20 protein-coding genes are annotated in these 25,523 nt (G+C 47.2%); 16 read left to right on the top strand and 4 right to left on the bottom strand.

All coding sequences use genetic code 11. From position 1 onward, the window contains the following. Positions 1-16 precede the first annotated feature (16 nt). Entirely contained in the window at positions 17-772 is a 756-nt protein-coding gene (locus tag EBB54_RS10915; RefSeq protein ID WP_125127449.1) for a carboxymuconolactone decarboxylase family protein, read from the top strand. A 221-nt stretch (positions 773-993) separates the two neighbouring features. Here EBB54_RS10915 and EBB54_RS10910 read toward each other — a convergent pair whose 3' ends face one another. Continuing rightward, positions 994-2,238 carry a helix-turn-helix domain-containing protein gene (locus EBB54_RS10910; RefSeq protein ID WP_125127448.1) on the bottom strand — a complete coding sequence of 415 codons (1,245 nt, stop codon included), beginning with the start codon at positions 2,236-2,238 and terminating at the stop codon, positions 994-996. Between the two features lie 236 nt (positions 2,239-2,474). On the opposite strand from EBB54_RS10910, the gene EBB54_RS10905 reads away from it, so the two are divergent. The 5 genes from EBB54_RS10905 (at position 2,475) to EBB54_RS10885 (ending at position 8,889) form a co-directional block, all read left to right on the top strand. Then, positions 2,475-3,902, top strand: a complete 1,428-nt coding sequence (locus tag EBB54_RS10905; RefSeq protein ID WP_160278741.1) for an MFS transporter — start codon at positions 2,475-2,477, stop codon at positions 3,900-3,902. Next, a complete protein-coding gene (locus EBB54_RS10900) occupies positions 3,902-4,948 on the top strand; it encodes an alpha/beta hydrolase (protein ID WP_125127446.1) in 1,047 nt (348 codons plus the stop codon). The genes EBB54_RS10905 and EBB54_RS10900 overlap by 1 nt, the downstream gene beginning before the upstream one ends. A 28-nt stretch (positions 4,949-4,976) precedes the next feature. Further along, positions 4,977-5,912 (top strand): nucleoside hydrolase, encoded by a 936-nt coding sequence (locus EBB54_RS10895; RefSeq protein ID WP_125127445.1) that lies wholly within the window; start codon positions 4,977-4,979, stop codon positions 5,910-5,912. Positions 5,913-6,253: 341 nt separating this feature from the next. After that, a complete protein-coding gene (locus EBB54_RS10890) occupies positions 6,254-7,099 on the top strand; it encodes an HAD family hydrolase (protein ID WP_125127444.1) in 846 nt (281 codons plus the stop codon). Positions 7,100-7,113: 14 nt separating this feature from the next. Next, positions 7,114-8,889, top strand: a complete 1,776-nt coding sequence (locus EBB54_RS10885) for a glycoside hydrolase family 3 protein (RefSeq protein WP_125127443.1) — start codon at positions 7,114-7,116, stop codon at positions 8,887-8,889. A 122-nt stretch (positions 8,890-9,011) separates the two neighbouring features. Here the strand turns inward: EBB54_RS10885 and EBB54_RS10880 are convergent, their stop codons facing one another. Next, a complete protein-coding gene (locus tag EBB54_RS10880) occupies positions 9,012-10,322 on the bottom strand; it encodes an MATE family efflux transporter (RefSeq protein WP_125127442.1) in 1,311 nt (436 codons plus the stop codon). A gap of 215 nt (positions 10,323-10,537) precedes the next feature. Continuing rightward, positions 10,538-11,416 carry a LysR family transcriptional regulator gene (locus EBB54_RS10875; RefSeq protein WP_125127441.1) on the bottom strand — a complete coding sequence of 293 codons (879 nt, stop codon included), beginning with the start codon at positions 11,414-11,416 and terminating at the stop codon, positions 10,538-10,540. Positions 11,417-11,562: 146 nt separating this feature from the next. Here EBB54_RS10875 and EBB54_RS10870 point away from each other — a divergent pair, with 146 nt between their 5' ends. The 5 genes from EBB54_RS10870 to EBB54_RS10850 all read left to right on the top strand — a co-directional run bounded on the left by EBB54_RS10870 (position 11,563) and on the right by EBB54_RS10850 (position 17,506). After that, positions 11,563-12,921 carry an MATE family efflux transporter gene (locus EBB54_RS10870; protein ID WP_125127440.1) on the top strand — a complete coding sequence of 453 codons (1,359 nt, stop codon included), beginning with the start codon at positions 11,563-11,565 and terminating at the stop codon, positions 12,919-12,921. Between the two features lie 13 nt (positions 12,922-12,934). Further along, the gene (locus EBB54_RS10865) at positions 12,935-13,303 is read left to right on the top strand and encodes a cytidylate kinase-like family protein (protein WP_125127439.1); all 369 of its coding nucleotides are present in this window, start codon (positions 12,935-12,937) and stop codon (positions 13,301-13,303) included. 49 nt (positions 13,304-13,352) lie between these two features. Then, positions 13,353-15,095, top strand: a complete 1,743-nt coding sequence (locus tag EBB54_RS10860; protein WP_125127438.1) for an ABC transporter ATP-binding protein — start codon at positions 13,353-13,355, stop codon at positions 15,093-15,095. A 6-nt stretch (positions 15,096-15,101) separates the two neighbouring features. Continuing rightward, complete coding sequence (locus EBB54_RS10855) at positions 15,102-16,997, top strand: ABC transporter ATP-binding protein (RefSeq protein ID WP_125127437.1); 1,896 nt, start codon at positions 15,102-15,104, stop codon at positions 16,995-16,997. 77 nt (positions 16,998-17,074) lie between these two features. Further along, a complete protein-coding gene (locus EBB54_RS10850) occupies positions 17,075-17,506 on the top strand; it encodes a hypothetical protein (protein ID WP_243127625.1) in 432 nt (143 codons plus the stop codon). Positions 17,507-17,569: 63 nt separating this feature from the next. Here EBB54_RS10850 and EBB54_RS10845 read toward each other — a convergent pair whose 3' ends face one another. Then, the gene (locus tag EBB54_RS10845; protein WP_205128753.1) at positions 17,570-18,703 is read right to left on the bottom strand and encodes a helix-turn-helix domain-containing protein; all 1,134 of its coding nucleotides are present in this window, start codon (positions 18,701-18,703) and stop codon (positions 17,570-17,572) included. A gap of 476 nt (positions 18,704-19,179) precedes the next feature. On the opposite strand from EBB54_RS10845, the gene EBB54_RS10840 reads away from it, so the two are divergent. The 5 genes from EBB54_RS10840 (at position 19,180) to EBB54_RS10820 (ending at position 25,518) form a co-directional block, all read left to right on the top strand. After that, on the top strand, positions 19,180-20,535 hold the full coding sequence (locus EBB54_RS10840; protein WP_125127436.1) for an APC family permease: 1,356 nt from the start codon (positions 19,180-19,182) through the stop codon (positions 20,533-20,535). Positions 20,536-20,721: 186 nt separating this feature from the next. Beyond that, the gene (gene aguA / locus EBB54_RS10835; RefSeq protein WP_004078748.1) at positions 20,722-21,822 is read left to right on the top strand and encodes an agmatine deiminase; all 1,101 of its coding nucleotides are present in this window, start codon (positions 20,722-20,724) and stop codon (positions 21,820-21,822) included. Positions 21,823-21,935: 113 nt separating this feature from the next. Then, positions 21,936-22,976 (top strand): putrescine carbamoyltransferase, encoded by a 1,041-nt coding sequence (gene ptcA, locus EBB54_RS10830; RefSeq protein WP_125127435.1) that lies wholly within the window; start codon positions 21,936-21,938, stop codon positions 22,974-22,976. Positions 22,977-23,013: 37 nt separating this feature from the next. After that, entirely contained in the window at positions 23,014-23,955 is a 942-nt protein-coding gene (gene arcC / locus EBB54_RS10825; RefSeq protein ID WP_004078751.1) for a carbamate kinase, read from the top strand. A 207-nt stretch (positions 23,956-24,162) separates the two neighbouring features. Next, positions 24,163-25,518 (top strand): Na+/H+ antiporter NhaC family protein, encoded by a 1,356-nt coding sequence (locus tag EBB54_RS10820; protein WP_125127434.1) that lies wholly within the window; start codon positions 24,163-24,165, stop codon positions 25,516-25,518. Positions 25,519-25,523 lie beyond the last annotated feature (5 nt).

Genomic DNA, 25,523 nt, shown 5'->3' with positions numbered 1-25,523 from the left:
ACAGGAGGATAAGACAATGGAGAAAATTATACAGACAGCAGGAAAGATGCAGTTAGGCGACTTTGCGCCGGAATTTGCGCACTATAATGACGATGTGCTGTTTGGGGAAAACTGGAACAATCAGGATATTGACCTGAAAACACGCTGCATTGTAACGATGGTGGCGCTGATGTCTTCTGGTATTACGGATTCTTCGCTGCTTTACCATCTGGAAAACGCAAAGGCACATGGCGTGACGAAAGCGGAAGCCGCGGCAATCATCACCCATGCCGCTTTTTATGCAGGATGGCCAAAGGGTTGGGCAGTGTTTGGTCTGGCAAAGGATGTGTGGAAAGATGAGACTGCGGGTGGAGATGCAAAAGCTGTTCATGCCGCGGAGATGGTGTTTCCTATCGGCAAGCCTAATGATGGCTTTGCACAGTATTTTACCGGACGAAGTTTCCTTGCCCCGCTTTCCACATCACAGGTTGGGATTTTCAATGTGACATTTGAGCCGGGATGCCGCAACAACTGGCATATCCATCATGCGGATAAAGGCGGCGGGCAGATTCTGGTCTGTGTCGCAGGGCGTGGGTATTACCAGGAAGAAGGAAAAGAGGCGCAGGAACTCCGCCCCGGAGACGTTGTCAATATCCCGGTCGGCGTAAAGCACTGGCACGGCGCGGCAAAAGACAGCTGGTTTTCGCATCTGGCGGTTGAAGTTCCTGGTGAGAACGGTTCTAATGAGTGGCTGGAAGCGGTAGACGATAGAACATATAACAGTCTGAAGTAAGGTATGGATCAGAGAAGATAAAGAAGGGCTGCGCGCGTGATATCGAGATATAAAATTGGACTTTATAAATCTCATCATGTAAAATGAGAAGTCTGTGTATGAGGGCAATAGAGAAAAAATTCCTTTTTGATAAGAAGATAAAAATCTTCTCAAAAAGGAGTTTTTTTATGTTACTGGCAAAGCAGTGCGATCCAACAGTAAAACCAGGGCAGGATGGAACCTTACCAGAGTTCCTTTCTATACATTGTCGGTGTCTTCCCATAAATCTTTTTAAAAAGCTTCGTATAATAATTTACATCATAAATTCCCACGTTAGCGGCAATTTCTGTTATGGACGCGTTGGTGGTCAGGAGCATATTCAGGGAAGTCCGTATCCGTTCGGAATTGATATAATTCGTGAGGGTCTGTCCTATTTCTTTATGAAAAGTCCTGGACAGATAGTTTTTGTTTACATTTAATTTCCTTGCGATAGAATCAAGTGAAATTGCGGAACCAAGGTTTAAGTCGATTTCGTTTATTGCGGAAGAAACAACAGGAGAGCAGTTTTCATGGCGCTTATTCTGGACCAGCAGGCAATATTTGTGCACCATCTTTCCACTCAGGACTTTTAACTGGGTGACCGTAGCCGCTGCGTTGATCTCCTGTATATATCTGAAATTTACCTCATAACAATAATAGGGATGTACACCGGAGGATTCGGCGGTCTTCCGGAACAGCGCATTCATTGCGTAAACCATGAGCTTGGTATCCAGCAGGTTGTTCACCACTCTCTGAGGCGAGGGTTGTTCTATCAGATATTTGGAATGCCTGGAAGCGTTGGCATAGTCCCCTTTGGCCAATGCGGACAGGATCTGGTTCTCGATTTTTGCGCGCGCCGCCCATCTTTCCACGTCTGATTTTGAAGTGGCTTTTTGAGGCTCATGTCTTTTCACATCAGGGTCGGGACGGAATTCTGGACGCACGATACGAAAATCGGAAGCATCAATCTCAGCATAACTAAAAATCTCGTTTATGGCTTCAATCAGGGACAATTCATCCTTTATCACAGGAAGATGCATATAAAAATGCTTTAAATATTTAAGATCTGTGACATTGATATGCTTTGAGGAACATAAAATTTTGTTAAAATAGTATTCCGTTGGCTCGGACATAAGAAACGGCCCTATCGATATCACTTCATCAGGATACATACTGCTTCGGGTTAAAATATAATGATGCAGATAGGGATCATGGCAGATGTAATATTGATCCGGAATGACGGCATCAGCAAAATTGGACAGATTCTGATATTGTTTTTCGGCATCTTCAAAATAGGTTCGGAACTTGAGATCAATCGATTCAAGATCCGAACAGCTTTTCTTCTGATATATCAAAATATTAATATCGCATAAACTTTTGAACAGCTGCCGCAGCATATGCCAGACAGGTTCTGAAATCGTTCCCAGATAAGTTTTATTTTGTGGCATATCAATACCTCCTGTTTTTTACTGAGTACTCTCGGAAAGTCCTCTGCACCCGTCTTTATGGCTGATTTTCCGGGAGTATTCTTATTATAAGTCAAAATTATACGAATATCAATTATTTTTATACGAACCATGAATCGGGCAGTCCGATATAATAAAGCTAAGTACGAGATCCTGGGTTCCGCAGTTACTTTGAAAGATCAAATGAAAATCCACCTGAAAGAATGAGGGAAAGAACGATGAAAAACGAAAAAGCAAAAACCTGGCAATTAATTTTATTTCCATTTAATGATGCGGCAACAAATATCATTATGATGTTAATGTCATTTGTGAGTTATCTGTACACTGGCGCAATCGGCACCTCGGTTGTGTTTATCTCGACTTTTTTGACAGCGATGAGGATCTGGGACGCAGTCACGGATCCGGTGATCGGTTGGATTATTGATCATACCGGCGGAAGATTCGGCAAGTTCAGGCCGATGATCCTGCTGGGATATGGCTTGATGCTGATCAGCCTGGGCCTCATGTTTTTGGCGGCCCCGTCGATTGGAAGCGAAAGCGCAAGGGTTGCATTGTTTGTGGTATGTTATATTTTCTATATCTTTGGATATACATTCCAGACCGCCTGTTCAAAAGCAGGACAGACCTGTATCACCATCGACCCGGAACAGCGGCCGATTATCACAAGGGCGAATGCGATCATCAATAGTTTTGTATTTATGCTGGTTCCCGCATTTGCGTCAAATTATATTGCGGCAAAGTACCAGGGCTTTACAACAGAGGCGCTGCAGGAATTCTTTCTCATTGCCATGGCCGTAGCGGGACTTTTCACCGCATTCGCGATCGCGGCGCTCTGGACGCGTGACGTTCCTGAAAACTGGGGAGCCGGCGACGGCAAGAAAGTATCCATCAGGGAATACCTTGATATTATCAAAAACAACCGCCCACTGCAGCTTCTGATCGTTTCCTGCGCTTCGGATAAGGTGGCGTCTATGTGCGCAAGCAATACGTCGGTAACGGTCATGCTGTTTGGGATCATCCTGGGAAATTACGCGTTAAACGGAACCATGGGCATCATCATGATGATCCCCAGCATTATCATCACCCTCCTTGGAACCGAATACGCCAAGAAAAAAGGCTTTAAGGATACAATGAAGAATTTTTCGATTGCCAATATTGTCCTGTATGCGTTTCTTGGCGTGCTGATCATGACAATAACGCCTGGGACGGTTACCTTTTCCTCTGTCAATTTTATAACGATCCTTTTTGTTGTGCTTTATATTTTGGGAAATGGGTCAAAAACCGTTTCTACCTCTATGAACATGCCTATGATCGCCGACTGTACCGATTATGAAGTTACCAGGACCGGCGCTTACGCGCCCGGCATTATCGGAACGATTTTTTCCTTTGTTGATAAGGTGGTCAGTTCCCTTTCCACAACGATTGTTGGATTTCTGCTTGCCGGGATCGGGTACACAAGCACGCTGCCGCAGCCGGGAGACGCTATTTCCGGAGAGATCCGCATGATCACGTTAGCCTGCTTTGTGATCATTCCGATCGTCGGATGGGTGATCAATGTGATTGCGCTCCGTTTTTACAGCCTTTCACATGAAGAGATGCTGTCGATCCATGATCAATTGATGGAAAAGAGAGGAGCCGAGTCCTGATGCGTATAGAAAAAAAGGTATTTGACCAGGAGAAAAACACTTCTCTGACAGCCTATATTCAGGAAGTGGGCGGGGAGTACCGCCATGTGACAAAACGCCCTGGGATATTGATCATCCCGGGAGGGGCATACCAGTATTGCTCTGACAGGGAGGGAGAACCTGTTGCGTTTGAATATTTAAAAGCGGGATTTCAGGCGTTTATTCTTCGATATACGGTTCGTACGGAATGGCCGGAACCATTGGAGGATTACGAAAAAGCAATGGAAATCATCCGGGACCGGGCAGATGAATGGAATCTCTATGTGGACAAGATCGCGGTCATTGGTTTTTCCGCCGGAGGACATCTGGCGGCCTGTGCGGTGACGATGGCAAGAAATAAGCCGGCAGCCGGCATATTGGGCTATGCCGCTATTGACTGCAGAGATGAGATTCTAAAGAATGCTCCCAATGCGTTAGAGTATGTTGACGGAAAAACAGCGCCCTGTTTTCTGTTTGCCACCCGGACAGACCAGCTTGTTTCCTGCCGGAACACCATTGATTTCAGCCGTGCGCTTGCGGAACATGGGGTGTGCTTTGAATCCCATATATATTCCCACGGCCCGCATGGATTGGTAACAGGCGACCAAAGTATCGAGGACAGCGCAATCCCACGGCCGGAGAGCTATCATCACTGGGTACAGGATTCGGTAAACTTCCTTAGAGATATATTCGGGCATTTTGAGAAGGGAGGGATGTCTGCTCCGAGAGTCAGAGCGCACGATACAGGAGATGATGAGGACTATTTATCTGCCCATTGTACAATAGGAAAGCTTCTTTCCAGTCAGGAAGGAAAATCTGCGATGGAAGATATCATGCCGGGACTGCGGGATGGATATGAAGGCTGGAAACGCAAAATGAATGAAAAGTACCATACGAATCTGGATATCGGCCAGCCAATAGAGTCTTATGTATTAAGCACCTTGTGGAATATGCTTGGAAGAGACAGCAGCATGTTAATGGAACTGCAGAAAAGACTGGAAAAAATACCAAATGATCAGAGCCTCTGAAACAGAGGCTCTCTGGTAGGAGAAGAAAATGAAAAGAACAGAAATATTGGAGAGATTACATATAAGAGTTCCCAAGAATTCCATTGTACCGGTCATCATTGATACGGACGCGAAAAATGAAGCCGATGACCAGTATGCCATTATGCATCATTTATTAAGTCCCAAGTTAAAGGTTCTGGGGATCGTGGCGGCGCACTATGAGAGCAAAGCCGACTCTCCCGGAACCACAATGGAAAAAAGCTACGAAGAGGTTTTGCGGGTTCTTGACATGGCGGAAATAGAGGACGTGCCGGTATACAGGGGATGTAAGCTGCCGCTTCAAAGCATCCATGAAAAACAAGACGCCCCGGGCGTCCAGTTTATGATTGAAGAAGCGCGCAAAGCTGACGGGAAGATTTTTATTGCCGCGCAGGGGGCGATGACAAATGTTGCCTCTGCCATCAATACGGCGCCTGACATTGCGGAGAAGATCATCATTTTATGGAATGGCGGGGGTCCTTATCCGAAAGGACGGGCGGAGTTTAATGTAATGCAGGATCCGGATGCCGTACGCGCGGTACTGGCAGGCGGCGCAGAGATCTGGCAGACTCCGCAGGATGTCTATGCATCTTTGGAGGTATCCCTGGCAGAACTATCCAGGAGAGTGCGTCCCTGCGGCAAGATCGGGGCCTATCTCTATGAGCAGCTTACCGCGGAAAATCTGGCGGCATTCCGTCCGGAATTTTTACTGCGTTCCGGAGAAAACTGGACACTGGGTGATAATACAACGGCGGCGGTACTTCTTATGAATGCATTTCGCGGCAACTGGCACATGGAGCATGCTCCCCTCATAAAGGAGGACCTGACATACGCGGAGAATCCGAATGGAAAGATGATACGGGTCTATGACAGCATTGACGTACGGTTTACATTGGAGGATTTTTTCTCCAAATTAGAACTTGCATATAAGCAGGATACACTGTAGGAATTAATATGCCAGGTTAGAACTTGCGAGAGCTTTTGGGATCGGCAGCGAATAATTTTTTAAGTTATATTTTGCTACAAGCCGGCAGTATCCTTTGACCATTTTATTCTGGAAGAGAAGACTCTGTATTCGAACGAAAAGGAGAGAGAAAAATGGCTGATAATACGTCTGTCCGTCCTTTTGGTATGAAGGACAAGATTGGGTATATGTTTGGAGATTTGGACTTGCGGCAGTTGCCGCGGCGCTTCAGGTGATCTATCCGCTGAATAAGAAGCGTGTAGAAGAAAATGTGGCAGTATTGGAAGGCCGCAGGAAAGCATAATTGGAGGATAAAGGAAAAAATGAGCGGAAAATTTTCAGGGTATCAAAAGAAGAAAAAATATCTTGTCTGTGTGGACAGTGATGGATGTGCAATGGATACCATGGATATCAAGCATATAAGGTGTTTTGGGCCTTGCATGGTGAAACAGTGGAAACTGGAACGGTGGCAGGATGAAATCCTGAAACGCTGGAATGAGATCAATCTCTATACGATGACCCGCGGGATCAACCGTTTTAAAGGACTGGCAATGGCATTGCAGGAGATTGATCAGAAATATTGCCAGATTGAAGATCTGGATACACTGGTGAAGTGGGTGGATACAACGCAGGAATTGTCAAACGATGCGCTTAAGACAGCGATAGAAAGGAATGCGGGAAGTATCAGCCTTGGAGAAGCTCTTGCATGGAGCAATGCGGTCAATGCAGCAATTACGGAACTGCCGGATGAAGAAAAGAAGCTGTTTGGCAATGTAAAAGAGGCATTGGAATATGCACACCGGTACGCAGATGTGGCGATCGTATCCAGCGCGAACAAAGACGCCGTCCTGGAAGAGTGGGAAAGGTATGGGCTTCTGGAACATACAGACATTGTGCTGGCGCAGGATGCAGGAACAAAAGCATTCTGTATCGGAGAACTTCTCAAATACGGATATGATCAGGAGAAGGTTCTGATGTGCGGCGATGCGCCGGGAGATCTGAAAGCGGCAGAACAAAACGGAGTCTATTATTATCCGATCCTTGTGCGGCATGAGGCGGAAAGCTGGAAGGAATTTAGGGAAAAAGGACTCGGCTATCTGTTAAACGGAAGCTATGGGAAAGGATATCATAAGATGAAGATACAGGAATTCATGGAAAATCTGAAATAGGAGGTATCAAAGATATGGTTGATATAAAAGCGAAGCCATTTTATCTGACGGATGAAGATTGTAAATGGGTAGAGGATACTATTGCCGGTATGACGGTAGATGAAAAAATTGGACAGTTATTCTTTAATATGGGTTCAAGCCGCGAAGAAGAATATCTTAAGATGACTGTCAGGGATTACCATATCGGAGGAATCCGCTACAATCCGGCCACGGCAGACGAAATCTATGAGCAGAACCGCATTTTACAGGAAAACAGTAAGATCCCGCTTATTATCGCATGTAATACGGAGAGCGGCGGAGACGGCGCATGTGTGGATGGGACGCCGATCGGAGGGCAGACAAAGATCGGAGCTACGAGAAAAGCAGATTATGCGTATCAGATGGGGTATATGGCGAATAAGGAAGCGGCAGCTATTGGGTGCAACCTGTCTTTCGCGCCGGTGAGCGATATTATGTATAATTGGGAAAATCCGGTAATCGGTCTTCGCACTTATGGAAATGAACCGAAGAAGGTGGTGGAGATGACGAAAGCCTATATGGACGGTGCGCATGCGAACCCGGGTTTTTGCTGCGCGGCAAAGCACTTTCCGGGAGACGGACTTGATTTCCGCGACCAGCATGTGGCAAACAGTGTGAATTCCATGAGCTGTGAGGAATGGGACAAGACTTATGGCAGGGTCTATCAGAATCTGATTGAAAACGGATTGGATGCGATTATGGCGGGACATATCATGCAGCCTGCATATGCACGCTATTTTAATCCTGAGCTTACCGATGATGAGATGATGCCGGCAACCTTATCGCCGGAGCTGATCAAAGGACTGCTTAGAGGGAAGCTTGGGTTCAATGGACTGGTGCTGACAGATGCTTCCCATATGGTCGGCCTGACCTGCCGAATGAAGCGCGGCGATATGCTTCCGGCTGCGATTGCGGCCGGCGTGGATATGTTCCTGTTCTTTAATGAGATGGAAGAAGATTTTGCCAGTATGAAACAGGGGTATCTGGATGGACGGATTACGAAAGAACGTCTTGATGAGGCGCTTCACCGGATTCTTGCTTTAAAGGCGCATATGGGACTCCATAAGAAAGACAAGACGAAATTGATCCCCCCAAGGGAGCAGGTACATAAGATCATTGGGTGCGATGAACATGTGGCTATGCAGAAAGAGATTGCAGACCAGGCGATCACGCTTGTAAAGTATAAAGATAAGGATGTGCTTCCGGTGACGCCGGACCGTTATAAACGGATTATGATCGTATACGTAAAGGGATTGTCAGCGCCGGGGCTTGCGGCAATTACAGGGGTGAAGAAATCAACTCCCGCAGAGGAGCTTCGGGACCGTCTGATCGCAAAAGGATTTGACGCGTTTATCTATGAAAGTCCGATTGATCAGATGATCAAGAAGATTGAGGCAGGAGAAAAACCGGATGTCAACCTGTATTTTGCCGGAAAGACACCGATCAAAGAATTCCGTGAGAATCAGGATCTGATCATAACGCTGGTAGATATCGCAGGCGGATTCCAGCCTGTGGCACGTCCTGCATTTGGCATGACCAAAGGCGGCGGAGAGATTCCGTGGTATGTATTTGAACTGCCGGTTATTGTTGTGGGCACACAGTATCCCTATGTGCTGGCGGATATTCCGCAGGCAAGAACTTATATTAATACCTATGACAGTAAGCCCGTCACTCTGGACGCGCTGGTAGAGAAGCTGATGACGGGGGAAGAAGCCTTCAAAGGAAAAGATCCGATCGGTGCATTTTGCGGGATTTTTGATACTCATATTTAAGGAGGAAATGAGGTATGCAGATGACGGGTTGGATGCTCAAAGAGCATCCAACCGTACAGGTGGAAATATTGTATGGACAGTCACCATTGCTGCTTGGCAGCGAGAGTGACTGTCCTTTATATTTATTTATAAATCAATTTTGTATTCTTAACAAGAAAGACTGCTAAAATAAGCGTTAATGTTTCCGCAACGAGTGGTGCTGTCCAGATTACCGTACTTCCCGATATTATCGGAATACTAAATATTGCAATCGCTTTTATTACAATTCCTCTGCATATCGCAATGATGTCAGATTGCTTTGTTCTTTTGGTTGAATATAAAAAAGAAGTAAAAATAAGATTTAAGGACATAGGAATAAACGACATAGCAAAAATGGGAAGGGCTTTTGCGGCAATTGTTATAAGTTCCCTGTCCTGATTAAAAATCCGTATTGCCTCCTTATCAAAAAATGCTAAAATTGCAAAAATAAAAACAGATAATGAAAAATTTATAATCATTCCGCATCGAAAATAAAAATGCATTTCGGCGGTATCCTGTTTTCCATAGCTGTTTCCCCAAAGCGGCTGTAATCCCTGTGCTACGCCGGAGAGGATTGCATTTGCCAGAGAATAGATAAAACTTAGCACACTGTAGGTGGACACGCCAATTCCACCGATTAGAGCGGCAAGGACTAAATTGTAGCATAATGCAGTAACCGGGGTGGTAAGCTGTGTGACTGCTTCAGGAGCGCCGCGCTTGCAGATTTTTCTAATCAGCGCAGGTTGTATTGTAAAACGCCCAATCCTAAGATCACCATGTTTTCGGATGAAATGGGAAAGCAATACCAAAAGTGAAAAAACCTGTCCAAGCCCGGAAGCAACAGCAGCCCCAACCACACCCATCTGAAGCGGAAAAATAAAAAGCCAGTCAAGAAAGATATTTGATACTGCTCCTACACACATACCAACAAAAGACAAAGTAGGTGAACCATCATTCCGGACAAAAACAGAAAGGCAGCTACTCATCAGCATGGGTAGTGAGAAAGCGGAATAGTAAAAAAGATAGTCCGCTGACATCCTGCGCATTTCATCCCCCAAATCACGGGCCCCACTTAAATCCACAATCTGCTGTGAAAAAACAGTTCCCATGATTGTCAGGGCAACTGCTGTCAGGATCGTCAGTGTCAGGGCAGACATGAAAGCTTGATTTGCCCCATCCTTGTCATCTCGTCCCATTCTGATGGCAATAATAGTGGCACCACCCATGGGGAACATTGCGACAATGGCTACAGCGAATGTAATGAATGGAACACCAATATTGACAGCGCCTAAAGCAGCTGAACTAACTCCCTGACCTACGAAAATACCATCCACGACATTATACAGATAAGTGACAAACAGGCTTCCTACAGCCGGAAAGATATAGCGGTATAATTGTTTTACTCTGGGATTCATAACATAAAACCTCCTAAATTTAAAAAAGTGGGATAAAATCCATTGGATCTTATCCCACTTTAACAATCAGATTGATTGCAAGTCCTCTGACAAGTACATAGATATATTTAACATCTTTTCGTGAAAAAGTCAACCCACATTTTTACGGTATTGAATAGTAACAGGTTAAACAAAAACCAATTACTGCGTTTTAATATCGCTTTTTGTTGTGAAAGCTAATGGTAAGACGTGTTCGTCACGATAGAAATGAATTTTTTCATCAAAGGACTTTGTGAACTTTTTTTATAAAAGAGACCGTAGGATAATGGCTCGCTGCTTTTTAGAGGAACTGAACAAATATCAGAATTTACAAAATTCATCTGTGGAAGTACAGAACAGCCATACCCTGCCCTGACAAGAGTAAGAAGCACCTGCAGATTTTCACATACATAAGTGGATTCAGGCAGGATATGCTGTGAAATCTGGTTTTGCATTTCCGCGGCTTTGGCAGGAATTGCATAGGAATTGCAGACAACCATATTCTCCAGATACAATTCCTCTTTTGCAAGCCCAGACCTGGCCGCATAAGGATGCGCGGCGGGAATAATACAGCACAGTGGTATCCGGAATAATTCTTTGTAGACCGTATCGTTCTTTATTGGGATATCATCCTGGAAGCCAAACAGCAGATCCAGTTCTTCCTGGTAGAAGAGAGTTAAAATGGATCTGTGAGGAATCACTTTCAAAAAAGGATATAGTTCCGGTATCTGCTCCCTGCAGGATTTCAGTATCTTACAGAGCAGGTCCAGATTAGCCTCACTCTGACAGCCGATCGTTAAGACCTGCAGATTTGTGCTTTGATGACGCTGCAGTTTCTGTTCAGCAATTTTTAACCTGCCCATAACATGTTTCGCGTCTTCCAGAAAGCTGATCCCGGCAGGGGTAAGGGTAACTGTCCTGGTGGTACGGTGAAGAAGTTTTGTCCCCAGTTCATCTTCCAGCGAATGAATCTGCCGGGAAACGGCAGACTGGGTAATCTTTAAAATTTCAGCGGCTCTTGCAAAGTTCAGGTTTTCGGCAACCTGGATAAAGCTCTTTAACTGGTCTGTATTCATGGGGGTCACCTCTATTATTGCGTTTTCATCATTGATAATACCATATTTTCACTTCACTTTCAAGAACGAGTGTGGTTTAATATGTATTGCAAGATCAGCACTCAATAAACGTGAGTGCTAGTAATTATAGATAACAGGAGGTTAAAATGGATACGACAGTAACAAAAACGAATCCACTTGGTACAGAACGGATTGGAAAGCTGGTATTGACCTTTGCTGTACCGAGTATCATTTCTATGGTGGTCAATGCCTTGTACAACATTGTGGACCAGATTTTTATCGGGCAGGGTGTAGGATATTTAGGCAACGGCGCTACCAATGTTGTTATGCCGATGACAGTGATTGCAATTGCATTAAGCCTGCTGATCGGTGACGGCGCTGCGGCATACTTAAGCCTGAAGCTCGGAGAGGGGGATGACAGATCAGCGGCCAAAGGTGTGGGTTGTTCCATATCAGTTATGGCGATTGTGGGGATGATTCTCTGTGTTCTGTTCCAATTGTTTCTGGAGCCGCTGTGTGTGCTATTCGGCGCGACAGAAGATATTCTGCCTTTTGCAATGGATTATGGACGAATCATTTCATATGGGATCCTGTTCTCTTCCATTGACTCTGGAATGGCAGGCATGATCCGCGCGGATGGCAGCCCCAAATACAGCATGGCGGGACTGCTTGTGGGATGCATTACGAATATGATCCTTGATCCGATTTTTATTTTTGTGTTCCATTGGGGCGTAAAAGGAGCGGCCTGGGCAACGATTATCGGACAGATACTGAATGCATTTCTGTATCTTGCATATATTTGGAAATTTAAGAGTATTCGGCTGGAAAAGGAAAGTTTCCGTATCTCACGGAAGACTATGGTGAAGGTCAGCAGCCTGGGAGTGTCTAGCTTTATTACACAGATTGCCATCGTCCTGGTCATGGCAATTACAAATAACATACTGGTGTCCTATGGAGCGGAATCAAAATACGGCGCGGAAATTCCTTTGACGACCATAGGAATTACCATGAAGGTAAATCAGATCGTTTCTGCCATCCTGCTTGGACTGGCGACCGGTGCGCAGCCTATTTTTGGATACAATTATGGGAGCGGGCAGAAGGACAGGGTAAAGCAGGCGTACCGTATGATCCTGACCGTGTCAACCATTGTATTAGTGCTGGCATTTTTTGTGTTCCAATTCGCGCCTATGAGCATCGTCCGGCTGTTTGGATCAGAATCGGAACTGTACAATGAATTTGCGGTGAAATGCTTCCGGATCTTCCTTCTTGCGTGTCCGATCAATGCCCTGCAGATGGCGACAGGCGTTTTCTTCCAGTCTATCGGCAGGCCAGTACAGGCGTCGATCCTTTCCCTGTCCAGGCAGATCGTGTACCTGCTTCCAGCGACAATCATACTGCCGATGGTATTGGGAGTAGAAGGCGCATTGTGGGCGGGGCCGCTGGCAGACCTGCTGGCTTTTATAACGGCTTTGATCATGTTGAAATTATATTGGAAAAAGATTTAGGAGGTATCTATTTATGCAGGGAAGGATCATAACGATAAGCAGACAGTGTGGAAGCGGCGGGCATACGATCGGGAGTAAGCTGGCCCAAAAACTGGATGTACCGTTTTACGATAAAGAAATCATAGAAATGACGGCAAAGGAAAGCGGTTTTCATCAGCAGTTCGTAGAGGAAAAGGGAGAGCATATGGAGAGCGGTATGCTCTCCAACCTGACAAGGCGTCTGTCGTACGCAGGACGGGGAGGCTATTACCAGTATTATACGGATAAAAAATGGGGAGAGGCGTTCCATTATCATCTGTGTCTGGACAGTGGCATGTTTGGCGTCTCAAAGTGTGTTTCCATGATTGAAGATGCCTGCAAAACGATGTATCCGACTTCATAAAACAGGAATTGTGTTTCAATGATTATTTGGAAGAAAACAGGAGGCGCTTATGTTTAAAGCACTTTTGAAACAGATCGGGAATTATAAAAAAGATGCCATCCTCACACCGATCCTTGTCATTTTGGAGGTTGTCATGGAGGTCATTATTCCTTTGATGATGGCAGCGATTATAGATTATGGTCTGACCAGGCAAAGCATCAAAACGGTATGCATGATCGGGGCGGCAATGATCGTAATGGCTGGCCTGGCATTATTTTTCGGGGTAGAATCCGGAAAGACGGCGGCCAGCGCCAGCTCCGGTTTTGCCATGAATCTGAGGCAGGCTATGTATGAAAAGATACAGATGTTTTCTTTCTCCAACATAGACAAATTTTCTACGGCAGGGCTTGTGACCAGGATGACGACAGATGTGATGAATGTACAGCAGGCGTTTCAGATGTCGATCCGCATCTGTGTAAGGGCGCCGATTATGCTGGCCAGCGCGATGGTTATGACATTTCTGATCCATCCGCGCTTTGCGCTGATCTTTCTGGTGGTGATCATTGTTCTGGCAGCCGTGCTTGCCTTGATCTCATCGAAGGCAAACCCAATTTTAAGAAAGGTTTTTCATGAATACGATGAATTGAATGCGAAAGTGCAGGAAAATGTGAATGGAATGCGGGTCGTGAAGTCCTTTGTACGGGAGGACTATGAGATCAGGCGGTTTGAAACGGAAAGCGAAAAAATCCGCAGCCTGTTTGTAAGCGCGGAAAAGCTGCTTGCCCTGAATTCCCCGGTCATGCAGTTTTCCATGTATTCCTGCATCCTGCTGATCTCATGGATGGGCGCAAAAATGATCATTGCGGGAAGTTTGACAGAAGGACAGCTTATGAGTATGTTTACATATGTCATCAATATCCTGATCAGTCTGATGATGGTATCCATGACTTTTGTAATGCTTATTATGTCAAGGGCATCAGGGGAGCGGATTTCAGAGGTTCTGGAGGAGGAACCAGATTTATGTAATGTTCCCCATGCAGTCAAAGAGGTTGCGGATGGTTCTGTCGATTTTGACCAGGCAGGTTTTGCATATCCGTCTAATTCCGGAAAAGAAGTGATCAGTGATGTGAGCATCCATATCAGGCCGGGAGAAATTATTGGCGTACTCGGCGGCACCGGGAGTGCAAAGTCCTCCTTTGCCGCATTGATCCCAAGGCTGTATGATGTTACAAGGGGCGAGGTACGGGTTGGCGGAGTCCCTGTGAAGGATTATGACCTGTCCAGCCTGCGGGACAATGTGGCCATGGTTCTTCAGAAAAATGTACTGTTCTCTGGAACTATCAAGGAAAATCTGCGGTGGGGAAAAGAAGACGCAACGGATGAAGAGCTCATAAATGCCTGTCGGCTTGCCCAGGCAGACGAATTCATCCGGGATTTCCCAGCGGGATATGACACATATATTGAACGGGGCGGGGCGAATCTATCCGGTGGGCAGAAACAGAGGCTCTGCATTGCCCGGGCGCTTTTGAAGAAGCCGAAAATCCTCATCCTTGATGACTCCACGAGCGCTGTGGATACCAGGACAGATGCGCTGATCCGTAAAGCATTCCGGGAGCAGATACCGGATACTACAAAGATCATCATAGCCCAGAGGATTTCATCCATCCAGGACGCAGACAGAATCCTGGTATTTGATAACGGCCGGATAGACGCTGAAGGCACACATGAAGAACTGCTGGCAATCAGCCAGATTTACAGGGAAATTTATGAGTCACAGACAAAGGAGGGCGGCAATCATGAAGGCAGGGAATAAAAAAATATGGGCGCAACCTTAAATCGTCTGATCGTATATATCCTGAAACAGTATAAATGGCAGTGCCTGTTGGTGGCATTCTGTATTGTGGTCAGCACCGCTGCAAATATCGGCGGCACCCTGTTCATGAGGAATCTGATTGATGATTATATCCTGCCGTTTGTAAATCAGAGACAGCCCGACCTGGCGCCTCTTTTTCGGGCATTGCTTGTAATGGCGGCAGTCTACTACATCGGCGTGTTCTGCACATGGGCGTATAACTTCGTCATGATCTATGTGTCACAGGGAATGTTAAAGGCTGTAAGGGATGACTTGTTCCGCCATATGGAGCATCTGCCGATTCGCTATTTTGATACAAAATCCCATGGGGATATCATGAGCATCTACACCAATGACACGGATACACTGCGGCAGGTGATCAGCCAGAGTATACCGCAGATGCTGTCCGCAGTGATCACGATTGTGGGTGTATTCCTTTCCATGCTGGCCTTAAGCCGGCCGCTGACACTGATCACGGTGGTGATGGTCATCTGCATGGTATTTGCGACGAAGACTATATCCTCAAAAAGCGGATATTATTTTGTAAAACAGCAGACAGACGTAGGCAACCTGAATGGCTATATAGAGGAAATGATGGAAGGACAGAAAGTAGTGAAGGTGTTTTGCCATGAAGAAGCCAGTATACAGGAATTCAGGGAATTGAATGATAAGCTGCGCGACAGTGCCAACAATGCCAACCGGTATGCCAGTATCCTGATGCCGGTACTCGGGAATCTTGGCTATGTCAGCTATGCGGTGATCGCAATGGCGGGTGCGTGCCTGTCCATCTTTGGCGGCCGCATGACCCTTGGAACGCTGGCCTCCTTCCTGCAGTTTTCACGTTCCTTCAACCAGCCGATCTCCCAGCTTTCCCAGCAGCTGAATTCTATCATCATGGCGATTGCGGGAGCAGAGAGGATCTTTGGCCTTTTGGATGAAGAACCGGAAAAAGACGATGGATATGTAAAGCTGGTAAATGCCCGCTATGACGAGCAGGGAAGCCTGCTGGAGGTTTCAGGCAGAACAGGGATCTGGGCCTGGAAGCATTATCACAAAGCGGATGGCACCACCACCTATCAGCCCATGCAGGGAGATGTGGTCTTTGACCATGTGGACTTTGGTTATACGGAAGACAAAGAGGTTCTGCATGATATTGAGATTTTTGCAAGGCCGGGGCAGAAGGTAGCCTTTGTAGGAGCGACGGGGGCCGGAAAAACAACGATCACCAACCTGCTGAACCGATTTTATGATATCCAGGACGGCAAGATCCGGTATGACGGGATCAACATTAACAAGATCCGGAAGGAAGACCTGCGGCATTCCCTTGGAATTGTCCTGCAGGATACACATTTATTTACAGGAACAGTAATGGATAATATCCGGTACGGAAAGTTAAACGCCACGGAAGAAGAAGTGATAAGGGCCGCGAAACTGGCAAATGCCCATGATTTTATCATGAAACTGCCGGAAGGGTATCAAACCGTTCTGAAGGGCAGCGGCGGAAGCCTTTCTCAAGGACAGCGCCAGCTCCTGGCGATTGCCAGAGTAGCAGTGGCGGATCCTCCGGTATTGATACTGGACGAAGCGACTTCTAGTATCGACACACGGACGGAGAAAATCGTACAGGAAGGTATGGATCAGTTAATGCAGGGAAGAACAGTATTTGTGATTGCCCACAGGCTTTCCACGATCAAAAATTCGAATGTGATCATGGTATTGGATCATGGGCGTATCGTGGAACGGGGAAACCATGATAGTCTGCTGGCAAAAAAGGGGATGTATTATCAGCTATATACCGGAAAATTACGGGATATGCAGAAAAATCAGAAGAAATATCAGGAAACTGCAAAAAGAATTGGCTGATCATGTATAAAAAGATAAAAAGGTATTAATAGAGAATATTGCTGTTTTCTTTTGGGATTGGAAGGAGACAGGGGGCTGTGATGTTTTCCTATCCCATCAAACGGCAGAAGATACTGGCGTCCCAGATGATCGCGGTCTGGATCTTCAACTTTCTGGCGCTGACGCTGACAAAGCTGGCGATCTATCTGTGGGTGTTTTTCGGGGCAAGATCCATGCAGTCCTCGTTTGCCATTGATTTTGACATGGGCAGCCTGGCGTTTTATATCCAACTGATCCTAAAATCCGTGACAATCGTAAGTATGAGCTTTATTGCGCTGTTTGTGGGGCTGGCTGCGAAATCTTCGAAGGCGGCGGTGGTCACCTCGTTTTTACTGATTTTTCTGACCCAGGCCAATGTGGGAGATTTTACGATGTCGGCCAATGCGGTGTTTCCAATGATTCTGACAGCCGTTTCCTTTGTGTTTGCGGTACTGTCCGTCAGCAATGCGGAAAGAAAAGATCTGATTTGATATGAAAATACAGTAAATGGTACGGCGCAGGCTGCTGCGCCGTACCGGACGGAAAAAAAGCGGTTATCCGAATTTCTCATACACGTCTAAAAGCTGCTGCCGTTTCTTCACCTCTACCTTGGCAAAGATATTGTGCACATGCGCCTTGGCGGTGCCGATGGAAATGCACAGGTCGTCCGCAATCTCCACATTCGTCTTATTATCCAGCAGAAGCTGCAGGATGTGCTGCTCCCTTGGCGTGAGCTGGTAGTCCCTGCTGAACAGATAGAACTTGGAATAGTCTGCCCTCTCAGAGAAGGCGTCTTCCGGGGATGCACCCGGAGAGCGAAAGCCGGCATCCAGCGGCGGCTCCTGAATTTGTGCAGAGGGTTCCGCTGGGGCGGGCCCATTGGATGCTCCGTCTGGTACGTATTCTGAAGAATCTGCCCCCGGTCCTGTATCGGCATCCTGTCCGGACGGCATGTCCTGGGCCAAAACCGCCTGGGTTTGGGCATTTCCGGCAGAGGACACCATGAAAGAACGCAGATAGGGCCCTAAGATGCGCAGCGCAGTATATACGAAGTAGATGCTCATCAGGTTTTCGGTAAAGCTTCGGTTTGTGATACGGATGCCGGTGACCCCATAATTATCAAAATTGAATATGACGATCCAGTCTTCCACAATGATCAGGATCGAGAATACGGCAGTCCAGAAAAAAGCCCGGTGAAATCGCTTCCTGAGTGTTTCGTCATAGTGTTCCGGGTGCGATTTCAGCCGTCTCATTCCATAGATACCGATTAAAAACGAAAAAATCTGACAGGGCGTATAATAAATAAACACCTTCATGGCGCTGTCCTTCATCATGGGGATAAACAGCATGTAGAGGGTGATAAGGCCCAGGAGGGACAGCAAGAGATAATTGACGGTTTCCTTTAAGATGGAGGCTGTAATCAGGAGCAGAAACAGAAGAACGGCAACAAAAATAATTGTCCGCGCCGTGGGGACGGACATGAACGTCGTGTCATAAAATTTTGCGAACGTGCTATCAAATTCTGTGATGAATATGATCACGTTCTCAACGGAATAGAAGAAAAATAAGCCTGTAATATACAGATACAAATAGTTCCTTGTATGCTGGAAAAGTATCCATGCATAAACCACGGGGATGCAATATAAGATCTGCAGCAATAAGTTGTAGATCAATAATAAGACTTCCATAGTGAAATGCCACCTTTTTAAAATATTCTGGCAATGGGCATGACCTTAGTATAGCAGAAAAGAAAAAGAGAGTAAATCCTTTTTTCAAGAGAATGGCACGGGACTGATTTTGAAATGTGCAAATTGCACAAAAGTTTAGAAGAGTTTATATGTGATATTCACAAAATAAATAAAAAAACTAACCCAAAAGGGCTATTTTAAACCTGTTTTTTACGTGCTAGAATACCATCATAACAACCGCACCAAGCGGTGAAACAAAGCAGCCGCTTTTCTATTTCAGGAAAGACGGAAATGATTAAGAAGGGGCTGCGCACTAAAGGGCATTGCAAATGCCCGCGGCACATTTACAACTAAATAAGGAATGAGGAACGCTTCATAAGTATATAGAGGAAATGAGCGGATTTAATAAAATGGGCATACCGCAGAATCTTCCTTATTATTATAGAAGAGTTCCGAAAGAGAAAGGAGCTTGGCAAATGGGCGAAAAGAAAAAATTTAGTATGCTGAGCTGCATACTCACAGTCATCTGTGTTGTATTCGTAGCAGAAGCGGCTGCTCCTGTAGCGGCGATCGGCAACTCACAGTACTTCTGGTGGATCTTCATGATCATATTATTCCTGCTTCCATATGGATTGATCTCCTCGGAGATGGGAACGACCTATGATAATGGAGGCGGACTTTATGACTGGGTATCCGCGGCATACGGCCACAGGATGGGGGCAAGAGTATCCTGGTACTACTGGATCAACTTCCCGCTGTGGACAGCATCACTTGCAGTTATGTTTCCGGACTTATACGCGGTGATTACCGGGAAAGAGTTAAATACCATTGCAGCCATCATTATAGAACTTGCATTTGTATGGATCGTAGCACTGATCGCTCGGACTCCTACCGCAGATGCGGTGTGGATTCTGAACGGTTCCGCGGCGATCAAGGTGATCCTGGCAATCGGCGTTGGTATCTTCGGAGTGATGGGAATTGCGAAAAACGGCATGGCAAATCCGATTACATTTTCCAATCTGCTGCCTTCTTTCGACCTGGACAGCTTATCCTTCATCTCCGTTATCATCTTCAATATGCTTGGATTTGAAGTAATCTGTACCATGTCCGATGATATGGAAGACCCGAAGAAGCAGATCCCCCAGGCGATTGTAATAGGCGGTATCGCGATTGCGGCCATCTATATGTTCTCCGCGTTTGGGATCGGAGCGGCGATTCCTACATCTGAGGTCAGCACCGACAGCGGAATGATCGATGCGTTTATGCTTCTGACAGGCAAGGAAGGCGGAATCTTCATCTCCGCGGTGGCAGTTTTATTCGGCCTGACCCTGTTTGGAAATATGATCTCCTGGTCAACAGGCGTTCACGAAGGTGCAGCGGCAGCGGCAGAGAATGGAGACATGCCTGCGATCTTCGCAAAAAGAGATCCGAAGAACAACATGCCGGTAGGCGGGATCATGACGACAGCAGTGGTTGCTTCTATCGTAGTCGTTGCAGCGCCGTTTATCCCGAACCAGGATTTGTTCTGGAGCTTCTTCGCACTGAACCTGGTAATGTTCTTGATGTCATACATTCCGGTATTCCCGGGATTTTTGAAACTCCGCAAGGAGGATCCGGATACGGAGAGACCGTTCCGTGTTCCCGGAAGCGGAATCGGATTGACACTGCTGGCATACATCCCGATGATCCTGATCATCGTATCCATCATCTTTACGGCAGTTCCACTGTCCTTTGATCCGGATACGCTTTCAGCAACACTTCCGATCACCATCGGAGCGATCATTTTCATCGTACTCGGTGAAATCATCATCCGGATGAAGGGCAAAGAGTAAAACAAACCGCACGTAAGCGGCCCTTAAGAGGCTGCCTGGTGCAAAAAAAATGAAGTATAGCTGATATTTGGTCCCGTGCCGTGTCATGTGCCGCGCGGCGCGGGGAGTCAAAGAAGAATTGCTAAGTGCAAATAAGTCCCGCACAAGGACTTAAAAATATATAAATAAAAGAAAGGATGAAAAAAAATGGCAAAGAGAATTGAAGGAACCACTCCGAAGCAGGACGGCTATCGTATGCCGGGAGAATTTGAAGAGCAGGAATGCATATGGATGCTGTGGCCATGGAGAAACGACAACTGGCGTCAGGGCGCAAAGCCTGCGCAGGTAGCTTACTGCAACGTAGCAAAAGCAATCGCGGAATTTGAACCGGTGAAGATGTGTGTACCTCCTGCACAGTATGAGAATGCAATTGCGCGTCTGGGAGGAACCGATAATATCAGCATCATCGAAATGACCAACGACGATTCCTGGATTCGTGATACAGGCGCTACGTTCCTGATCAATGACAAGGGCGGCTTAAGAGCGGTTGACTGGGATTTCAACGCTTACGGCGGATTGATCGACGGACTTTACTTCCCATGGGATCAGGATGCTATGATCGCACGCAAGATGTGTGAGATTGCAGGCGCTGACAGCTACAGGCCGGGAATCGTCCTGGAAGGCGGCTCCATCCATACAGACGGAGAGGGAACAGTTCTCACAACAGAGATGTGCCTGCTCCATGAAAGCAGAAATCCGGACAAGAGCAAGGCGGAATTAGAGCAGATCCTCAAAGATTATCTGAATGCAGAGAAAGTAATCTGGGTAAAAGACGGAATCGATCCGTATGAGACCAACGGACATATCGACGACGTGGCTTGCTTTGTCGCTCCTGGTGAGGTTGTATGTATTTATACAGACGATGAGAACCATCCGTTCTATCAGCAGGCGCAGGATGCTTATAAGTTCCTGTGCGAGCAGACAGACGCAAAGGGACGCAAGCTCAAAGTACATAAACTGTGCATGACCAAAGAGCCCTGCTACTTGAAGGACGCAGACACGATCGATTATTCAGAGGGCGCAATTCCGCGTGAAGAAGGCGAGATTTCCATCGCTTCTTATCTGAATTACCTGATCGTAAACGGAGCCATCATCCTGCCCCAGTACGGCGATGAGAATGATGAGCTTGCAGTAAAACAGATGCAGGAAATCTATCCGGACCGCAAGATCGTAGGCGTGCAGACAACAGAAGTTGCTTATGGCGGCGGAAACATCCACTGTATCACACAGCAGCAGCCGAAGGCTTAATCAACCTGAATATATGACAAGGCCCGCGGGCAGGCCTGCCCGCGGCAATGGAAACATCATACAGATACCAATTAAAAAAATAATAAATTTAAAAGAAAAAGGAGATTACAATTATGTATGCAAATGGCGTAAGACACTTCATCGACACAATGGATTTCACAAAGGAAGAACTGCTTGACATTATCCACCTTTCCCTGGAGATCAAGAAGAGCATCAAGGCAGGTTACAATCCGCCGCTCATGAAGGGCAAGACACTGGGAATGATCTTCCAGCAGTCCTCCACAAGAACTCGTGTATCCTTTGAGACTGCTATGGAACAGCTGGGCGGACACGCACAGTACCTTGGACCTGGCATGATCCAGTTAGGCGGACACGAGACCATCGGCGATACAGGTAAGGTACTGTCCCAGTTGATCGATGTAGTGATGGCACGTGTAATTGAGCATAAGACAGTTGTAGACTTGGCAAGCGCATGTTCCATCCCGGTACTCAACGGAATGTCCGATTACAACCATCCGACCCAGGAAATCGGCGACCTCTGCACCATCGTAGAGAACCTGCCGAGAGGAAAGAAACTGGAAGACTGCAAGGTGGTATTCGTAGGCGACGCGACACAGGTTTGCGCATCCCTGGCAATGATCACCACAAAGCTGGGCATGAAGTTCGTACACTACGGACCGAAGGGACATCAGCTTCAGGACAGCCCCAGCGCAGCATGCCTGGCTAAGATCGAAGAGAACTGCAAGGAAAGCGGAGCAACCTTCCTGACCTCTGACAACAGAGAGGATGTAAAGGGCGCTGACTTCATCTACACAGACGTATGGTACGGCCTGTATGAAAACGAGATGCCAAAGGAAGAGCGTGTACGCGTATTCGGCGACTACCAGGTAAACAGAGAACTGATGAGCCTTGGAAACATCGGATGCAAGTTCATGCACTGCCTGCCGGCAACCAGAGGCGAGGATGTGACAGACGAAGTTGCGGATTCTGATTCTTCACTTTGCTGGGATGAGGCTGGAAACCGTCTGACGGCAATGAGAGGACTTCTGGTATACCTGACACAGTATCAGAGAGAAGAAGCAGCGTCAGAGCTTCAGATCGCAGCGGCAAAAGAGCGTCTTGAGAAGTTCATGGCTGACAGAGGAATCAACTAATCCATTGAAATAGAAAAAACAGTTAGAGGTGAATCAAATGTCCAAGATTGTAATCGCATTGGGCGGAAATGCCCTTCAATCAAAGAACAGTGCACCGACAGCAGAGGGACAGCTTGAAGTCGTAAAGAATACCTGTGAGAGGATCGCGGATATCTGCTCCCAGGGATATGAGGTAGCCATCGTACACGGCAACGGGCCTCAGGTAGGAAGAATCCTGCTTGCATCGGAGACCGCAAAGGATGTGACCCCGGCTATGCCCTTTGACGTATGCGGCGCTATGAGCCAGGGCTATATCGGATACCACATCCAGCAGGCGCTGCGCTATGCGCTGAATACACGCAACATCAATTATCCTGTACTGACGGTTGCGACCCAGATGATCGTAGATGAAAAAGATCCCGGATTTACCAATCCGACAAAACCCATCGGCCCCTTCTACACAGAGGAAGAGGCGAAATCCCTGCAGGAAGAGAAGGGATATTCGATGAAAGAGGATGCAGGCAGAGGCTGGAGAAGAGTGGTTGCTTCTCCGATTCCGAAGAGGATCGTAGAGATTGAAGCCATCAAGAACCTGTGGGATTCCTCCATCGTAATCTCCTGCGGAGGCGGCGGGATTCCGGTTGTGGAAAAGATGAACGGAACCCTGGAAGGCGTTGCGGCTGTCATTGACAAAGACTTTGCGGCGGAACTGCTGGCAGAGCAGGTAGATGCAGATACGCTGATGATCCTGACCGAGGTGGAGAAGGTTGCCATCAACTGGGGCAAGCCGGATCAGAAGAACCTGGATCACATGAGCCTTGCAGAGGCGGCGCAGTATGTAGAGGAAGGCCAGTTCGCACCGGGAAGCATGCTTCCGAAGGTAGAAGCTGCCATGAAATTTGCCCGCACCTATCCCAATAAGAAAGCCATCATCACCAGTCTGGACAAGGCCATCGATGCGCTGGAAGGAAAGACCGGAACAGTGATCACATTCGCATAAACAAAAGCGCGGAAGCTGTACGGCTTATGAATTGGTTTGGAACTGCTGACATGACTTAACCATAATTCCTTAAAAATATGTATTTACGAAAGGGCGTCCCGGAAAAACAAAACATTTTTTCCCGATACGCCCTTTTCTGCATTTTCGAAACGACCGGGGTCTGCAAGGGAAGATGCCGGGATTCATAAAAGACGATTGGAGAAGCCTATGGATCAAGGATTAATCGCAATCATAATAACTGTCTGTATTATTATAGGGGCAATCAAGACAAGGAGAACGGTGGAGTGTATGCTGCTGGGCTCCCTTGTGGCTGCATTTTTTGCCTTTCAGGGGAATTTCCTTGCGCAGTGGTGCGTGGTATTACAGGAAATGCTTGCGGAGGAGGTCTGGGTTTTTCTGGTGTGCCTGCTGTTCGGCGCGCTGATCGCGCAGCTTACGGCCTCCAGAGGGAGCTTCGGCTTTTCCAAATACCTGGCGAAAATATGCAGCAGCGACAAAAAAACGTTTCTCACCACATATATCATGGGAATCCTGATCTTTGTGGATGATTACCTGAACGTGCTGTCCATCGGAGCCTGCATGAAGAAGATCTACGATGACAGGAAGCTCCCCAGAGAATCGCTGGCCTATGTGCTCAATTCCACCGGGGCGCCTGTATGCGTGCTCCTGCCGATTTCCACCTGGGCGGTATTCTATGCCAACCTGTTTTTCGAGCAGGAGAGTGTGAAGGCGATGGGGGTGACTTCTCCCATGGCGGCCTATCTGAAAGCAGTCCCCTTCTGCTTTTACCCGATTATCACGCTGGCCTTTGTCTTTTTGTTCGCAGTCGGGGCCATGCCGAAGCTGGGGCCCATGAAGAAGGCGTTTCGGAGAGTGGAGGAGACGGGAAAGGTGTATTCGGACTTCAGCCGGAAGTTCAACCACGCGACGGTGTATGACCAGGATACGGACGGCAATATCTGGTACTTCCTGATCCCCATGGGAGTGCTGGTAGGGCTGGCGGTGGCAACCGGGGATATCCTGGTGTCTGTGGTGGTGGCGCTGGTGGTCTGCTTTGTACTCTATGTTCCCCGTAAAGTCCTTACGGTGGATGAATTTATGAACAACACCATCCAGGGGTTCAGCGATATGCTGCCGGTACTGACCATGCTCCTGGTGACCTTTGTATTGAAGGACATCTGCGGGAAAATGGGCATGACGGAGTATATTGTGGAAAAAACCGAGCCCCTCCTGTTTCCGGCCATATTTCCAGCCATGGTGTTTGCGCTGGGGGCGGTTCTTGCGTTTACCACCGGCTCGGACTGGGGCATGAGTTCCATCATTACCCCCATCGTATTCCCGCTGGGTTCTGTGATCGGGGCAAATCCTGTGCTGATCATGGCGGCGGTGATCTCCGGGGGAACCTTCGGCAGCCATGCCTGCTTCTATTCGGACGCCACCCTTCTGGCGGCCCAGAGCGCGGGAATCGACAGCATGGAGCATGCCCTGTCCCAGCTTCCTTATAATGTCATCGCGTGCGTGCTGGCGATTGCGGGATTTATGATTACGGGGGCTGTCATGTAGCTTGT

The organism is Schaedlerella arabinosiphila, from assembly GCF_003885045.1.
Lineage (GTDB): Bacteria > Bacillota > Clostridia > Lachnospirales > Lachnospiraceae > Schaedlerella > Schaedlerella arabinosiphila.
The sequence above is the reverse complement of the archived record's forward strand: the minus strand, read 5'-3'. Positions and strand labels throughout refer to the sequence as shown.

What these genes read in the sequence shown, in the direction of transcription:
- EBB54_RS10855 (WP_125127437.1), top strand. Translation starts at nt 15,102, where the DNA reads ATGGGCGCAACCTTAAATCGTCTGATCGTATATATCCTGAAACAGTAT.
- EBB54_RS10905 (WP_160278741.1), top strand. Translation starts at nt 2,475, where the DNA reads ATGAAAAACGAAAAAGCAAAAACCTGGCAATTAATTTTATTTCCATTT.
- EBB54_RS10915 (WP_125127449.1), top strand. Translation starts at nt 17, where the DNA reads ATGGAGAAAATTATACAGACAGCAGGAAAGATGCAGTTAGGCGACTTT.
- EBB54_RS10845 (WP_205128753.1), bottom strand. Translation starts at nt 18,703, where the DNA reads ATGGAAGTCTTATTATTGATCTACAACTTATTGCTGCAGATCTTATAT.
- EBB54_RS10840 (WP_125127436.1), top strand. Translation starts at nt 19,180, where the DNA reads ATGGGCGAAAAGAAAAAATTTAGTATGCTGAGCTGCATACTCACAGTC.
- EBB54_RS10910 (WP_125127448.1), bottom strand. Translation starts at nt 2,238, where the DNA reads ATGCCACAAAATAAAACTTATCTGGGAACGATTTCAGAACCTGTCTGG.
- EBB54_RS10885 (WP_125127443.1), top strand. Translation starts at nt 7,114, where the DNA reads ATGGTTGATATAAAAGCGAAGCCATTTTATCTGACGGATGAAGATTGT.
- EBB54_RS10895 (WP_125127445.1), top strand. Translation starts at nt 4,977, where the DNA reads ATGAAAAGAACAGAAATATTGGAGAGATTACATATAAGAGTTCCCAAG.
- EBB54_RS10820 (WP_125127434.1), top strand. Translation starts at nt 24,163, where the DNA reads ATGGATCAAGGATTAATCGCAATCATAATAACTGTCTGTATTATTATA.
- ptcA (WP_125127435.1), top strand. Translation starts at nt 21,936, where the DNA reads ATGTATGCAAATGGCGTAAGACACTTCATCGACACAATGGATTTCACA.
- EBB54_RS10865 (WP_125127439.1), top strand. Translation starts at nt 12,935, where the DNA reads ATGCAGGGAAGGATCATAACGATAAGCAGACAGTGTGGAAGCGGCGGG.
- EBB54_RS10870 (WP_125127440.1), top strand. Translation starts at nt 11,563, where the DNA reads ATGGATACGACAGTAACAAAAACGAATCCACTTGGTACAGAACGGATT.
- EBB54_RS10900 (WP_125127446.1), top strand. Translation starts at nt 3,902, where the DNA reads ATGCGTATAGAAAAAAAGGTATTTGACCAGGAGAAAAACACTTCTCTG.
- EBB54_RS10875 (WP_125127441.1), bottom strand. Translation starts at nt 11,416, where the DNA reads ATGAATACAGACCAGTTAAAGAGCTTTATCCAGGTTGCCGAAAACCTG.
- aguA (WP_004078748.1), top strand. Translation starts at nt 20,722, where the DNA reads ATGGCAAAGAGAATTGAAGGAACCACTCCGAAGCAGGACGGCTATCGT.
- EBB54_RS10890 (WP_125127444.1), top strand. Translation starts at nt 6,254, where the DNA reads ATGAGCGGAAAATTTTCAGGGTATCAAAAGAAGAAAAAATATCTTGTC.
- EBB54_RS10860 (WP_125127438.1), top strand. Translation starts at nt 13,353, where the DNA reads ATGTTTAAAGCACTTTTGAAACAGATCGGGAATTATAAAAAAGATGCC.
- EBB54_RS10880 (WP_125127442.1), bottom strand. Translation starts at nt 10,322, where the DNA reads ATGAATCCCAGAGTAAAACAATTATACCGCTATATCTTTCCGGCTGTA.
- arcC (WP_004078751.1), top strand. Translation starts at nt 23,014, where the DNA reads ATGTCCAAGATTGTAATCGCATTGGGCGGAAATGCCCTTCAATCAAAG.